This window comes from Streptomyces sp. NBC_00094, assembly GCF_026343125.1.
Taxonomy (GTDB): domain Bacteria; phylum Actinomycetota; class Actinomycetes; order Streptomycetales; family Streptomycetaceae; genus Streptomyces.
Genome location: NZ_JAPEMB010000001.1, coordinates 4,464,529 through 4,478,678, shown reverse-complemented (window position 1 = coordinate 4,478,678; position 14,150 = coordinate 4,464,529). Strand labels below are relative to the sequence as shown.

Genomic DNA, 14,150 nt, shown 5'->3' with positions numbered 1-14,150 from the left:
CCACAGGACTTCACACCGAGTACGGGGGGTGGACAGGTGATCCTCACGGTCACCCTCAACACGGCACTGGATCTGACCTACCGGGTCCCCGCCCTCACCCCGCACGCCTCGCACCGGGTCACGCAGGTCATCGAGCGCCCCGGCGGCAAGGGCCTCAACGTCGCCCGGGTGCTCGCCGCGCTCGGTCACGAGACCGTCGCCACCGGCTTCGCGGGCGGCGCCACCGGCGCCATGCTGCGGACACACCTCGCCCCGACCCCGGTCCGGGACGAGCTCGTGGAGACCGCCGGCCCGACCCGCCGCACGGTCGCGGTCGTCGACACCACGACCGGTGACACGACCCAGCTCAACGAACCCGGCCCCACCGTCACCGCCGACGAGTGGAGCACCTTCCGTGAGCGCTTCACCCGGCTCCTCGACGGGGCCCGGGCGGTCGCCCTCTGCGGCAGCCTGCCGCCGGGCATCCACGTGGGGGCGTACGCGGAACTCGTCCGGCTCGCCCGCGCCGCCGCCGTCCCCGTACTCCTCGACACCAGCGGCGAACCCCTGCGCCGGGGCATCGCCGCCCGCCCCGACCTGGTCAAACCGAACGCCGACGAGCTCGCCCAGCTCACCGGCTCCCGCGAACCCCACCGGGCCACCCGCGACGCACGCCGCCGGGGCGCCCACGCGGTGGTCTCCTCACTCGGACCCGAGGGCCTGCTCGCCGCCACGCCCGACGGCCTGTGGCGCGCGGCCCCGCCCGCCGCCGTCAAGGGAAACCCCACGGGCGCGGGCGACTCGGCCGTCGCCGGCCTGCTCTCGGGCCTGGTGGACGGCGCCCCCTGGCCCGAACTCCTCACCCGCGCGGTCGCCCTCTCGGCGGCGACGGTCCTCTCCCCGGTGGCCGGGGAGTTCGACGCGGCGGCCTACGCGGAACTGCTGCCCCGCGTGAAGGTGACGGAGGAGACCCTCTGACACCCTCGCGGGGTCACCCCCGAGGGGTCAGTTCGGTCCGCCCGGCGTGACTTCCAGCCAGTCGAGCAGAACGTTGCACTGGTTGCCGGTCTCGCACGAGATCTTGATCTCGTTCTCGCCCTTCTTGAGGGTGACCGGCGCCCAGGTGGTCTGCCAGTTCTTCTCCAGGTTCGGGTCCGCGGAGTGGATGAAGTTCTTCAGCCCGAGCGGCGAGGAGTTCGCCTTGCCGTTGACCGTCAGGGTGGCGTTGGCATCGACCGCGGGAATGGCGTAGCGGACCGTCAGCCGGTACCCACCCTCCGTCGGCATGGTCGCCTTCCAGGTCACCGAGGCACCGACCTGGTTGAAGCCCGAGACGTACGTGCCGCCCACGCCCTCGGCGCCCGGCACGGTCTTCTCCGTCACGGCCGCGCCGCCCAGCTTCAGCGTCGCCGCATCCTGCTTCGGCAGCTCGACCGGGGTCGGCTCCGTGCTCGGCGCGGTGCTGGGCTCCTCCGAGGCCTGGGAGGGCGCGGTCGACGGCGTACCGCCGCCCGCCTGGTTGCCCTGGTCGTCCTTGTCGCCCGCGTTGTTGATCACGGCGGCGGCGATGCCGACGACGACGACCGCGACGACCGCGACCGCGCCGATCAGCAGGCCCCTGGTGTTGGGGCCGCGGCCGGAGCCGCCGCGCTGGGGCGGCGGGGACTGGCGGGTCGGCGGGCCGCCGTAGGTCTCGGGTGCGGCGTACTGCGCGTGCGGCTGGCCGTACGGCGCCTGCTGCTGCGGCGGTACGTAGGCCTGCGGGGGCTGACCGCCGTACTGGCGCTCGCCGACCGTCCTGACCTGGTTGTACGAGGTCCGGGGCACGCCCGGCTGCGCGGACGCGGGGCCGGGGTAGCCGTAGTTGCCGCCCTGCGGTGCCTGGGCGCCCGCTGCCTGACCATCCGCGTACAGGTAGCCGAACGGATCGTCGTCCTCGGGCTTGTTCGCGCCGTCGTTACCGGCAGCCATCCGGGTCATCCTCTCCATGCTCGCCAGCCGTCGCCGACGGGCCGAGCCTACCCCGAACGGGCCAGCGCCCGGCGCTGGCCTTGACAGACGGACGGCTCGCGGTGTTCTCAGCCGGCCCGGCGGTGGACCTTGGCGCGGGAGCGCTTCTCGACGTACATCCGCTGGTCGGCGGAGTTCAGGACCTCTTCCACCGACATCCCGCATTCGGCCCAGCCGATGCCGAAACTCGCCCCGACACGGACCGCCCGGCCGTCCACCCGGATGGGCGGAATGATCGCGTTGCGGAGGCGTACGGCCAGGTCGGCGGCGTCGGCCGCGCCGAGGCCGTCGGCCAGGACGACGAACTCGTCACCGCCGAGCCGGGCGACGGTGTCCCCGTCCCGGACGCCGGTGGTGAGCCGGCGGGCGACCTCGATGAGGACGGCGTCACCGGTGTGGTGGCCGAAGCGGTCGTTGATCGACTTGAAGCCGTCGAGGTCGCAGAAGAGGACGGCCAGCCCCTTCGTACCGTCGTCGGCCTCGGCTGCGGAGGGGGCGACGATGTGCACGTGGTGGTCGTACGGGCCGGCGCCGTTCACGGGGTCGAAGCCGAAGCCGTGCTCGTGCTCGTACGGCGAGGACTCGTAGCCGGAGTCGTGAGCGGGTCCGGGGCCGGGGCCCGCGCCGGAACCGGGGTCGGGGCCGTAGCCGCCGTCCCGTGCCGAGTCGTAGCCGCCGTCGTGGCCGCCGCCCTCGTAGCCGCCGTATCCGGCGGCCTGCGCGGGGCGCTCGCAGAGCCGGGCGGAGAGCCGGGAGCGCAGTTCGGCGCTGTTGGGGAGCCCGGTGAGGGCGTCGTGCGAGGCGCGGTGGGCGAGCTGGAGCTCGTGACGCTTGCGCTCCTCGATGTCCTCGACGTGGGTGAGGAGGAAGCGGGGGCCGTCGGCGGTGTCGGCGACGACCGAGTTGCGCAGGGACACCCAGACGTAGGTGCCGTCGCGCCGCCCGAGGCGCAGCTCGGCGCGGCCGCCCTCGGCGGAGGTCCGGAGCAGGGTGCCTATGTCCTCGGGGTGGACGAGGTCGGCGAAGGAGTAGCGGCGCATGACGGAGGCGGGCCGGCCGAGGAGCCGGCACAGGGCGTCGTTGGTGCGGAGCAGCCGGCCGTGCTGGTCGCCGCCCATCTCGGCGATGGCCATGCCGGAGGGGGCGTACTCGAAGGCCTGCCGGAAGGACTCCTCGCTGGCGCGGAGGGCCTGCTGTTCCCGTTCGAGCCGGACCAGGGCGCGCTGCATGTTGGAGCGGAGGCGTGCGTTGCTGATGGCGATCGCCGACTGCGAGGCGTACATCTGGAGCGCTTCCTGGCCCCAGGGGCCGGGGTGCCGGCCGTTGCGCGGGCGGTCGACGGATATGACGCCGAGCAGCTCCCGGCCGGAGCCGGAGGCGTACATGGGGGCGTAGAGGCGGTCGTGGGGGTGCCACTCGTCCTCGAAGCGGGGCGCGGGGCCGTCGGTGTGCCACTGGGGGACGTCGTCCTCCATGAGCACCCAGCCCTCGGTGTGCGGGATGAAGCGGAGGTCGCCCCAGGAGGAGCCCATGGAGAGGCGGCGGTCCCAGGAGGCGCGGGAGCCGACCCGGCCGGTGATCAGGGCCTCGGCGGCGGAGCTTCCGGCGAAGGCGGCGACGACGAGGTCACCGTCGGGGCGGACGAGGTTGACGCAGGCCAGCTCGTAGTTGAGACCGGCGACCACACCGTCGGCGACGGTCTGCAGGGTGTCCGCCAGGCTGCGGGCTGTGTTGAGGTCCGCCACGACCTGATGCAGCTGCCGCAGGGTCGAGAGACGGACGTACGGCTCCGACTCGGTCTCCATCGCTCGCTCTCCCCGAGACCTCGACAGCAACTCCAGGGTTCTCATCGGCTTCGTGCTGCACTGTCCCTGCCACTGAATCACAGCGCGCTGCGTACCCGGTACACAGGGTCAGCAAATACTGGCCTCTGTGACTCAAGTCACAACAGGTCATGGCGGGTCGCGCACAACCCCCCGGGGTGGTCTGGGCCTACCGGTCCGTACCGGTCGTGTACCGGTCCCGCGCTGGTCCCGTACTGGTCGACACGTGTCGACCGGTACGGCCGACGACCCGGGGGTCCTAGGACCCCCGGGGGTGGCGAACTGGTCCCGGGGCCCGATGCGGCCGCCGGACGGCCCGGACTACCGTGCGAGTGTGCTGCAGAAGACCCCCGCCCCGCCCCCCGTGTCCGACCTGGCCGTCCCCCATGCTGAGGGGGTGAGCAACGACGAGTTCCGGGCGGCGATGTCCCGCCTCGCCGCAGGCGTGGTCCTGGTGACGGCGCACGACCCCGACGAGGGCCCGCGCGGCGAGGACATCGGCATGACGGCCACCGCCTTCATGTCGGTCTCCCTCGACCCGCCCCTGGTCCTGGTCAGCCTCCGCAACGGCTCCCGCATGGACGACCTGCTCGCCGAGGTCCCCGTCTGGGCCGTCTCGGTCCTCGCAGAGGGGCAGCGGCAGGTCGCCGGGCGCTTCGCGATGAAGAACCGCGTCAGCGACCGGCTCCTCTTCGCCGACCTCCCGTACACGCGCGGCGAGGAGAGCGGCGCTCCGCTGCTCGACGGCGCGCTCTCGGTCCTGGAGTGCCGCACGGAGAGCCGTGTCGTGGCCGGGGACCACACCCTGGTCGTGGGCCGGGTCCTGACGGCGGGCCTGCCCTCGACGGACGGCAGCGGGCCACTGACGTACTTCCAGGGGAAGTACCGGCACCTGAGGTCAACTTGACCCGGTCGTGAACGACCGGGCGCGGAGGTAGAGCCCAACTGGTTGCTGGGTTTGTCTCCTCCATCCGGACACCCCTATGGGGTGGCTGGGACGCGTGACTCACGCCCCGCGGTCCACACGTCTTGACCTTTGCGGTCAATGTTGTGGGACGCGTTGTCGTCCGCGTTGGCATAGAACCCGCAGGCCCTGCACGCGAACGTCGCTTGATCGACCCGGTTCCTCCGGTCGATGTGGCCGCACTGGGAGCACTGTTGGCTGGTGTGCGCCGGATCGACGTACACCAGCGGTACTCCGGCCCGCAGCGCCTTGTAGGCGATAAACCGGCCGAGCTGGTGGAAGCTCCACGAGTGCAGTGGTGCCCGCTGGTCCTTGCGGAGCCGTACCCGGTCGCGGATCCCACTCAGGTCTTCGAGTGCGATTCCGCGTCCGGTGCGTTCAGCGGTGGTGACGATCTTCTTCGAGATGATGTGGTTGACGTTCGCGGCGTGCCGCGCCTCCTTGCGAGCGCGGTGCTTCAGTCGGCGTTTGGCGGACCGGGTGCCCTTGGCCTGCAACTTGCGGCGCAGTTCGAGCTGCCGCTTCCGGTGCCGGTTGAGACCGCGCCCGGCGGCCCGGTAGCCGGTGGACGTCGTGGCAATGTTGACGATCCCGAGATCCACACCGATGAACCCGGATGGATTCTCGTTGAGCGGCGCCTCGGGGACCTCGCACACCGCGATCAGATAGAACACGCCATCACGCTCGATCAGATCCGACTCGCCCTTGCGAGACTCGCGGAGCATCCTGAGCGCGCCGGCAGAGCAGGCGAACCGGACGTTCTTCAACCGCCCGGCGGTGCTCCAGATGCTGACCGTCCGTGTGTCGTACTGCCAGGACAGACACCGGTCGTCAAACGGGTGCGCCGCCTCCGGCCGGAACACGATCGGCTTCGACTCCGCCTTCACCCGCCGCTTCGAGCCCGGCTTCCCCAGGTTCCCCGCCCGGATGTTCGCCTTCAACGTCGCGTAGGCGTCACAGACCTTCTTGATCGCGTGCTGTGCCGCCTGCGCCCCGAGACCGGCCGCTTTCAGCTCGGCGTAGGTGTGCTTGCGCAGTTCGTACTCACGCGGCACACCGCGCTCGAACGCCACCCCCGACACCCAGTTCGCCCGCTCGTTGACCGCGCGCAGAGTCGCACCGATAGCCGACGCCCGCACGGCATCAGGCATCAACTTCACCTGCACGACAACCTTCACGCCATCAACCTAGCCCGCACCACTGACAACACCTCAGATCCGTACACATGCCCCGGTCAGAGCAGCCCAGAGAATCACTTCCTCCCGGACCTGAAGGCCCAGGGTTCCACGCTGGATCCCGCTGAACCGGGGCAGGGGAAGACCCCAGAAGGCAACCAGCCACGGCCGGCGGTGACTGGGGCCACGGCACCTCATGGCGCTTCCGCCCCTCCTTCGCAGGGGTCCCGGAAGGCGATGCGCTGCGCCACAGAGCGGGCCGGATGTTGTCGGCTGCCGTGGTCCAGGCGACGCCGACGGCGGGCTGAAGGTAAGCGATACGCAGGAGTCGGCCACCGCGCCACTCGTGAACGACGGCCGTCAGCACCCCTTCACCCTGACTCACGATGTCGCGGACCATCCAGTGAAGGAGGGGGTGGTTCTCCCGGTCCCCGACGCCCGGCGCGTTCACCCCTCGGACTCCCCGCAGGCATCGATCCACCGATCGAGAAACTTCTGCCATCCAGCCTCGGCCCGAGCGCGGAGAGCGGGGCTCAAACCCGCCGGCGGCACGGGAGCACCACACTGCGGTTCGTCAGCGTCCGTCGTTTCCATGCAACCCACCTTAAGCGCAAACGACTATAAGCGGCAAGGCCTTAAGGTTACCGAGTCCGGCAGGAGCAAGGAAGTAGGGTCGCTGACAACAGTGAGTTGGAGGTAGAAGATGTCGGGCGACGCGTGGATCAGCGAGACTGCGCCATACCTGGCCCCGCGCGAGCCCGGCCGGAGCGACGCATGGTCCGATGAGGCCGCTCGCCGTGGGCGCCGTGGCGGCCAACGACTTCTCCAGGCAGGCGAGGTGAACCCCCCCGATGCTGTCCGCACAGCCCTGCGGCTGCCCGTCGCCGAGCGTGTGATCGTCAGGCGTCGGCTGATCCTGCTCGATGGCCGACCCGTGGAGCTGGCCGACTCCTACTACCCCGTCCCCATTGCCGGTGGCACACCCTTGGCCGAACCGCGCAAGGTGCCTGGCGGCGCCGTCACCCTGCTCAAGGAGCTGGGATACACGGGCGCCGAGGTCGTGGAGGACGTGAGTGCCGACCTCGCCACCACCGAGGAGCGCGAGCACTTGGGCCTACCTGAGGGCAGCGCTGTCCTCCACCTGCTCCGCCTGACGCGGACCGCCGACGGCACACCGATGGAGGCCTCTCTGATGACCATGCCAGCGGGCAGACACCTCACGTATCGGCTCGGGAAGCAGGGCGTGTGATGGCGAAGGCGTTCAAGGATCCGAGATCACCGCACCAGAAGATCGCGGCGGAACTCCGCCGACGGATCACCCGCGGAGAACTCCCTCCGGGGAGCAAGCTGGGCTCGACGGCCGAGCTGATGGAGCAGTACGGCGGCGTGGCCAACACGACCATTCAGAAGGCCCTCCAGTCGCTGAAGTCCGAGGGACTCCTCGAAGGACTCCCAGGCAAGGGCGTATACGTGCGGCAGCACGCGCAGCAGTCCGTCGAGCCGCTTGCCTACATGAGGCCAGCCGTGTCGGGCGAGCCCTACCCGTGGGTCTCCGAGGCCGCGAAGCGGCAGCAGGTCGGCAGGTCTCAGCTGCTCGACGTCGAGGTCGTCATCCCACCGAAGGAGGTGGCCGAAGCCCTTGGGCTGGAAGATGGCGAGCGGGCCGTGCTCCGCAGGCAGATCCTGTTCCTGGACGAGGAGCCCACGGAACTCACGAAGTCGTACTACCCGCTGAACCTGGTCGAGGGCACGGCCATGCTGGAGAGGAAGCGGATTCGAGGCGGTACGCCGGCGCTGCTCGACTCGATGGGTTTCCCTCCTCGCGAGTTCGTGGACGAACTGTCGTCCGAGATCCCGACGGAGGAAGAGGTCGTGGCGCTGGAGCTTCCGAAGGACATGCCTGTTCTGGTCGCCTTCCGGGTGGTCTACTCCGACGCCCAGCGTCCGATCGAGGTCACACTGATGACGAAGGCGGCGCACCGCTACCGGATGCGCTACAGGCTGCCCGTAACGTAGCGCCCGCCATCTGGTGCCGGCGGGGCGCTCAGCCCCAGTCGCCGCGGGACTGCCGGGTGCGCTTGGTCTCCGAGCGCTGCTTCTTCTCGCGCAGCCGGCGCTCGTTGATGCCGCGCGGGATCTTCGTCGCCCTGCGGGGCTTCGGCGGCGGGGCCGTCGCCTCCGCGAGCAGGGCCGCGAGGCGCACCGACGCCGTCTCGCGGTTACGCCACTGGGAGCGGTGCTCCGAGGCCCGGACCGTCACGACGCCGTTGACCAGGCGGGAGGCGAGGCGCTCCAGGGCGCGGGCCTTCCACACCTCGGGCAGCGACTCCGTGGCCGCGAGGTCGAAGCGGAGCTCCACCTGCGAGTCACTGGTGTTGACGTGCTGCCCGCCCGGGCCCGACGAACGCGAGAAACGCCACTGGAGCTCGGCCTCGGGAAGCGAGACGGAGCCGCGAATGGGATAGGGACCGGACATGCCCTCCATGTTCCCCGGTGTGGGCTGTTGGAGTCATCCTGTTTTCGCCGGGAACCCGTCGGGAACCGCTGAGGGCCCGCGCGCGTTTCTCCAGGCGACGACACCACGATGAAAGGGACTTTCCATGGCTGTGAGCCTGTCCAAGGGCGGCAACGTCTCTCTGACCAAGGAGGCCCCGGGCCTCACCGCCGTCACCGTGGGCCTCGGCTGGGACGTCCGCACCACCACCGGCACCGACTTCGACCTCGACGCCTCGGCGATCGGTGTGGACGCCGCCGGCAAGGTCGCCTCCGACGCCCACTTCGTCTTCTTCAACAACAAGTCGACGCCGGACCAGACCATCGTCCACACCGGCGACAACCGCACCGGCGAGGGCGGCGGCGACGACGAGCAGATCAACGTCAACCTCGCGGGCCTCCCGGCGAACGTCGACAAGATCGTCTTCCCGGTCTCCATCTACGACGCGGTCGCCCGCTCGCAGAACTTCGGCCAGGTGCGGAACGCGTACATCCGCATCGTCAACCAGGCCGGCGGCGCCGAGCTCGCCCGCTACGACCTCTCCGAGGACGCCGCCGTCGAGACGGCCATGGTCTTCGGCGAGCTCTACCGCAACGGCGCCGAGTGGAAGTTCCGCGCCGTGGGCCAGGGCTACGCCTCGGGCCTTGAGGGCATCGCCCGCGACTTCGGCGTCAACCTCTGACGCACGAGCCAGGACACGGGTAGGGGGTGTCCGGCCTGATCGGCACGACACCCCCTAGAGCCCCGGCCGGGATTCCCGGCCGGGGCTCTACCCTTTCCGCGTGATCGTCGAAGCCCTCGCGCCCAAGGCCCTGGAGGACGGTGCGGCCCTCCCCGGCCCGCTGCTCACCGAAATCACCGCGCTGTACGCGTCGAACGAGGAGTTCCAGCAACTCAGCGGCGACTTCCCGGACCCCTCCGACATCCGCCCCGAGCAGGTCGCGGCCGCCCTCGCCGACGAGCTCGCCCAGCCCACCGCCGAGGTCCTCCTCGCCCGCTCCGAGGGCCGCCTCGTCGCCGTCGCCGTGACCCTCGGCCGTCACCCCGACCCGGCCGACCCCGACCCGTGGCTCGGCCTGCTCATGGTCCACGCGGGTGAGCGGCGCGCCGGTCACGGGCGCCGGCTCGCCGCATACGTCGAGGACCGCTTCCGCGCGGCGGGGCGCACCGGACTGCGGCTCGCCGTCCTGGAGAACAACCCGAAGGCGCTCGCCTTCTGGACCTCCCTCGGCTACCGGGAGACCGCCCGCCGCCCGGACCGCGCGCACGGCCGCCCCTGCGTCGTCCTGCGCAAGAGCCTCGGCTGATCGGCGGGCGGCCGGGATCCGAGCGGACCGGGCCGATCGGACCGATCCGGATCAGGGAGTCCTCGGCTTCCCCTCGCCGTACAGCCAGACGTCCCACAGCCCGTCGAGGTCCTTCCCCGCCACGCTCTCCGCGTAGGCCGTGAAGTCGTCCGTGGAGGCGTTGGCGTGCCGGTACTTCGCGGGCCAGCCGCGCAGGATCTCGTCGAAGGCCGCCTCGCCGACCGTCTCGCGCAGCTTGTGCAGGACCATCGCGCCGCGCTGGTAGACGGGCGGGTCGAAGAGGTTCGCGGCGGAGGGCGGATCGGCCGGCGGGAAGGCCCAGTTGGCCTGCTGGGCGAAGGCCCGCTCGAAGTGCGTCCGCGCCGGGACGTTCTCGTACTCCTCCGTGTAGAGCCACTCGGCGTACGTCGCGAAGCCCTCGTTCAGCCACAGGTCCTGCCAGGTGGCGGGGGTGACCGAGTTCCCGAACCACTGGTGGGCCAGCTCGTGGACGAGGGTCGGACGGTCGAAGGAGGCCGCGGGGAAGACGGGCCGGGTCTGTGTCTCCAGGGCGTAGCCGAGGGTCCCGTCCTTGGTGACGATCGCCCCGGCGGCCGAGAAGGGGTACGGGCCGAAGCGCTCGGCCTGCCGGGCGAGGATCCCGGGGATCTCCCCCCGCAGCGCCGCGCTGCGCGCCGCGACGGAGGGCTCGGCGGCGGTCAGGACGGGCAGGGATCCGGTGGCCGTCGCGGTCGTCGTCTCGTACCGGCCGATCGCGACCGTCGCCAGATAGCTCGCCATCGGTTCGGCCGCGTGCCACACGGTGGTGACACGGCCGTCCCGCTCCGTGCGCCGCTCGGTCCTGACGCCGTTGGAGAGCGCGTCGAGCCCGGCCGGGACGGTGAGGGTGATGTCGTACGCGGCCTTGTCGGAGGGATGGTGGTTGCCGGGGAACCAGGTCATGGAGCCTTCCGGCTCACCGACCGCGACGGCACCGCCTCCGGTGCGCAGCCAGCCCTCCACGGAGCCGTCCGCGTCCGTGATCGGCTCCGGCACGCCCGTATAGGTGACGGTGGCGCCGAACTCCGCGCCGTCGGGGATCTCCTCGTGCGGGCGGAGCGTCAGCTCGTTCCCGGCCCTGTTGTACGCGGCGGGGGCTCCGTCGACCGTCGCCCTGGTCACGCGGAGACCGGCCAGGTCGAGGTTGAAGGCGCTGAGGTCCTGGGTGGCGCGGGCGGTGATCTCGGCGGTGCCGTCGAGGCGCCCGGTGACCGGGTCGTAGGAGAGGGTCAGGGCGTAGTGCCCCACGTCGTAGCCGCCGTTGCCGAGCTTCGGGAAGTACGGGTCGCGCAGCCCGGCGGCCCCGGGGGCGCCCCGGACGCCGCTTGCGGCCTCCGTACAGCCGCCCGCGAGGAGCGCGAGGGCGAGAAGGGCCGCGGCGGCTCCGGTCCGGTTGCGCTGGGTCACGTACCGATCCTAAGGAACCCTCCCGGACCGGGCGCGGTACGGGAACGGCGGTGGCGCCCGGCGGGGGTCCGGGCGCCACCGCCGGCTGGGGGGCTACTGCCGCCGAGCGGGGGCTCGGTGAACGAGGGCTCGGTCGAACGAGGGCTCGGTCGAACGAGGGCTCGGTCACCGGGGGCTCGGTGAACGAAGGCTCGGTTGAACGAAGGCTCGGTCACCGGGGGCTCGGTCGCCGAGCGCTCAGTCGCCGAGCGCTCAGTTGCCGAGCGCGGCCACGCCCGCCTGGGCGAACTTCTCGTCGAGGTCGCCGGAGGGCGCACCGGCGACGCCGATGCCCGCGATCGGGGCGCCCTTGGCGGTGACGGGGGCGCCGCCGGCCAGGAACAGGGTGCCGGGGATGTCCTTCAGGGTCGGGGCCTGGGCGAGGCGGCCGGCGAGGACGGAGGTCGGGGCGTTCCAGGAGACGGCGGTGTACGCCTTGCGCTCGGCGGACTCGTAGGACTGCGGGCCGGCGCCGTCGCCGCGCAGGGTGACGATGGTGTTGCCGTTGCGGTCGACGACCGCGACGGAGACACGCTGGTTCTCCTTCTCGGCGGCGTCCAGGGTCGCCTGCGCGGCCTTCGTGGCGGCCTCGATCGTCAGGTGCGTCGACTGCTGGAGGTTGTCGTTGCCGGCGTCGGCACGGACGACGGCGGCGGGGGCCGCGGCCGGGGCGGAGGCGTTCGCGGAGACCGCGCCGAAGGTGCCGGCGGCGACGACAGCGGCGGCGGTGGCGCCGAAGAGGATCTTCTTCATGAGGGACTCCGTGACGTGAGGTGGGGTGTACCGGTGAGTGCGCCGGAGGAGTGCGTCTGTGGGGCGGGTGATGCGTTCCTTCGTTCGCTCTGCAACCAATCCTGGGGCCGGAACCCGAGCCGTCCGGTCCACGTTCCGGCTGCCCTCCTCACGCACACTGGAGGACGGGCGGGTCAGCCGATCGGCTGATGCCGGCCTGGTCACTCCGGGCCAGGATGGACGGATATCCCCAGGTCACAAGGGAGCGACAGAGAATGGAAGGCAGGCAGGTGACACAGCCGCCCACCGAACCGGACCCGGACGCCCCCTGGCTCGCACGGGTCATGCACATCGCCTTCTTCCTCCTCCTCGGCGCCTCCCTCGCACGCTTCCTGCTGCGTCACCCCTGGGAGGACCGCAGCCCCTGGATCGTCGCCCTCTCCGGCGCACTCGCCTCCCTCTACCTCCTCGGCCCCGTCCTCGGCACCCGCGCCGCCCCGCGCCGGATCGCCTGGCTGGGCACGGTCGTCGCCGTCTGGATCGTCCTCGTCGTCCTCGCGCCCAGCTTCGCCTGGTGCGCGGTGCCGCTCTTCTACACGGGCCTGCGCACGCTCCCGCCGCGCGCCGCGCTCGGCCTGGTCGTCCTGCTCACCGCTTTCGTGGTCTTCGCGCAGGTGCAGCTCGCGCACGGCGGCTGGGACCCCAACCTGATCGTCGCGCCGCCGGCCGTCGCCGCCATCGCCACCGGGGTGTTCGTGTACTCCGACCGGCAGGCCGCGCGGCAGCGGGCGCTCATCGACGACCTGATCCGCACCCGCCGTGAACTGGCCGCCATCGAGCGCCGCGAGGGCACGCTCGCCGAGCGCCAGCGGCTCTCCATGGAGATCCACGACACCCTCGCGCAGGGCCTGTCCAGCCAGCAGATGCTGCTGCAGGCGGCGGACCGCACCTGGGACAGCGACTCGACGACCGCCCGGCGCCACGTCCGTACCGCCGAGTCCATCGCCGAGCGCAACCTCGCCGAGGCCCGCCGCTTCGTCCACGACCTCGCCCCCGCCGACCTCGCCGAGGGCGGCGGCCTCGAAGAGGCGCTGCGCGGCCTGGCGGCCCGCGAGGCGGCGGAGTTCCGGGTGGACGGGACCGCGGTGCCGCTGCCCGACCGGACGCAGTCGGCGCTCCTGCGGATCGCGCAGGGCGCCCTCGCCAACATCCGCGAGCACGCGGGCGCCGACTCCGCCGCCCTGACCCTCACCTACCTCGACGACCAGGTCGTCCTGGACATCGCCGACGACGGCCACGGCTTCGACCCGGCGCTCGCGCGCGACCCGGGCGAACGCGGCGACCGGGGCCACGGGCTTCCCGCGATGCGGGTGCGGGCCCAGCAGCTCGGTGGCACCCTGACGGTCGAGTCCGCCCCGGGCGAGGGCACGGTGCTCTCCGCCGCGATCCCCCTGATCCCTGTGACCCCCCTGCCCCTGGAGTCGTGATGTCCGTACGGATCCTCCTCTGCGACGACCACGTCGTCGTCCGCGCCGGGCTGCTCGCCCTGCTCGGCAGCACCCCCGACATCGAGGTCGTCGGCGAGGCCGGCAACGGCGAGGAGGCCGTCGCCATGGCCGCCAAGCTGAAGCCCGACGTCGTCCTCATGGACCTCCAGCTCGGCCCGGGCATCGACGGCGTGGAGGCGACCCGCCGGATCGCGCCCACCGGTGTCCACGTCCTCGTCCTCACCACGTACGACACGGACGCCGACATCACCCGGGCCATCGAGGCGGGCGCGACCGGCTACCTGCTGAAGGCCGAGCGGCCCGAGGAGCTGTTCGCCGCGATCCACTCCGCCGCGCAGGGCCGCACCGCCCTCTCCCCGCCGGTCGCGAGCCGGGTCATGGACCGGATGCGGGGCGCGGCCGGGCCGAGCCTCACCGACCGCGAGCGGGACATCCTCGGCCAGCTCGGACGCGGCCTCGGCAACCGGGAGATCGCACGCGCCCTGTTCATCAGCGAGGCGACGGTGAAGACGCACCTGGGCCGGATCTACGCGAAGCTCGGCGTCGACACGCGCGCGGGCGCCGTGGCGGTCGCGAAGGAACGCCGCCTGCTGACGTAGCGCCGCTTCCCGCCGCGACCCCACCGGCACTGCTACTGTGCGCTACCGTCCGACCGCACGGTGTCATATCAGTC

At 71.7% G+C, this 14,150-nt stretch carries 14 protein-coding genes; 8 read left to right on the top strand and 6 right to left on the bottom strand.

All coding sequences use genetic code 11. The features are described from left to right. The first annotated feature begins 36 nt into the window (after positions 1–36). Positions 37–957, top strand: a complete 921-nt coding sequence (locus OG580_RS19810; protein WP_267045002.1) for a 1-phosphofructokinase family hexose kinase — start codon at positions 37–39, stop codon at positions 955–957. A gap of 27 nt (positions 958–984) precedes the next feature. On the opposite strand, the gene OG580_RS19805 is transcribed toward OG580_RS19810, so the two are convergent. Together OG580_RS19805 and cdgB are read right to left on the bottom strand one after the other, a co-directional pair. Then, entirely contained in the window at positions 985–1,950 is a 966-nt protein-coding gene (locus tag OG580_RS19805) for a CBM35 domain-containing protein (protein WP_267045001.1), read from the bottom strand. A 107-nt stretch (positions 1,951–2,057) separates the two neighbouring features. Continuing rightward, positions 2,058–3,794 (bottom strand): diguanylate cyclase CdgB, encoded by a 1,737-nt coding sequence (cdgB, locus tag OG580_RS19800; RefSeq protein WP_267045000.1) that lies wholly within the window; start codon positions 3,792–3,794, stop codon positions 2,058–2,060. A 352-nt stretch (positions 3,795–4,146) separates the two neighbouring features. Here cdgB and OG580_RS19795 point away from each other — a divergent pair, with 352 nt between their 5' ends. Next, positions 4,147–4,719, top strand: coding sequence for a flavin reductase family protein (locus OG580_RS19795; protein WP_267044999.1), 573 nt, complete (start codon positions 4,147–4,149; stop codon positions 4,717–4,719). A 74-nt stretch (positions 4,720–4,793) separates the two neighbouring features. Here the strand turns inward: OG580_RS19795 and OG580_RS19790 are convergent, their stop codons facing one another. After that, a complete protein-coding gene (locus OG580_RS19790) occupies positions 4,794–5,954 on the bottom strand; it encodes a transposase (RefSeq protein WP_267044998.1) in 1,161 nt (386 codons plus the stop codon). A gap of 700 nt (positions 5,955–6,654) precedes the next feature. On the opposite strand from OG580_RS19790, the gene OG580_RS19785 reads away from it, so the two are divergent. After that, a complete protein-coding gene (locus OG580_RS19785) occupies positions 6,655–7,200 on the top strand; it encodes a GntR family transcriptional regulator (RefSeq protein WP_267044997.1) in 546 nt (181 codons plus the stop codon). After that, the gene (locus tag OG580_RS19780; protein ID WP_267044996.1) at positions 7,200–7,967 is read left to right on the top strand and encodes a GntR family transcriptional regulator; all 768 of its coding nucleotides are present in this window, start codon (positions 7,200–7,202) and stop codon (positions 7,965–7,967) included. Before OG580_RS19785 ends, OG580_RS19780 begins: the two co-directional genes overlap by 1 nt. A 28-nt stretch (positions 7,968–7,995) precedes the next feature. On the opposite strand, the gene arfB is transcribed toward OG580_RS19780, so the two are convergent. Next, positions 7,996–8,436 carry an alternative ribosome rescue aminoacyl-tRNA hydrolase ArfB gene (gene arfB, locus OG580_RS19775; RefSeq protein WP_267044995.1) on the bottom strand — a complete coding sequence of 147 codons (441 nt, stop codon included), beginning with the start codon at positions 8,434–8,436 and terminating at the stop codon, positions 7,996–7,998. Positions 8,437–8,551: 115 nt separating this feature from the next. Between arfB and OG580_RS19770 the strand changes: the two genes are divergently transcribed. Both OG580_RS19770 and OG580_RS19765 read left to right on the top strand, forming a co-directional pair. Continuing rightward, complete coding sequence (locus OG580_RS19770; protein ID WP_267044994.1) at positions 8,552–9,127, top strand: TerD family protein; 576 nt, start codon at positions 8,552–8,554, stop codon at positions 9,125–9,127. Between the two features lie 100 nt (positions 9,128–9,227). After that, on the top strand, positions 9,228–9,752 hold the full coding sequence (locus OG580_RS19765) for an N-acetyltransferase (protein ID WP_267044993.1): 525 nt from the start codon (positions 9,228–9,230) through the stop codon (positions 9,750–9,752). A gap of 51 nt (positions 9,753–9,803) precedes the next feature. Here the strand turns inward: OG580_RS19765 and OG580_RS19760 are convergent, their stop codons facing one another. Beyond that, positions 9,804–11,198, bottom strand: a complete 1,395-nt coding sequence (locus OG580_RS19760) for a M1 family metallopeptidase (protein ID WP_267044992.1) — start codon at positions 11,196–11,198, stop codon at positions 9,804–9,806. Positions 11,199–11,450: 252 nt separating this feature from the next. Then, complete coding sequence (locus tag OG580_RS19755; protein WP_267044991.1) at positions 11,451–11,990, bottom strand: heme-binding protein; 540 nt, start codon at positions 11,988–11,990, stop codon at positions 11,451–11,453. A gap of 254 nt (positions 11,991–12,244) precedes the next feature. Here OG580_RS19755 and OG580_RS19750 point away from each other — a divergent pair, with 254 nt between their 5' ends. Both OG580_RS19750 and OG580_RS19745 read left to right on the top strand, forming a co-directional pair. Then, positions 12,245–13,456 carry a sensor histidine kinase gene (locus OG580_RS19750; RefSeq protein ID WP_267044990.1) on the top strand — a complete coding sequence of 404 codons (1,212 nt, stop codon included), beginning with the start codon at positions 12,245–12,247 and terminating at the stop codon, positions 13,454–13,456. Next, positions 13,456–14,076 (top strand): response regulator transcription factor, encoded by a 621-nt coding sequence (locus tag OG580_RS19745; protein ID WP_267044989.1) that lies wholly within the window; start codon positions 13,456–13,458, stop codon positions 14,074–14,076. Before OG580_RS19750 ends, OG580_RS19745 begins: the two co-directional genes overlap by 1 nt. Positions 14,077–14,150: the final 74 nt, after the last annotated feature.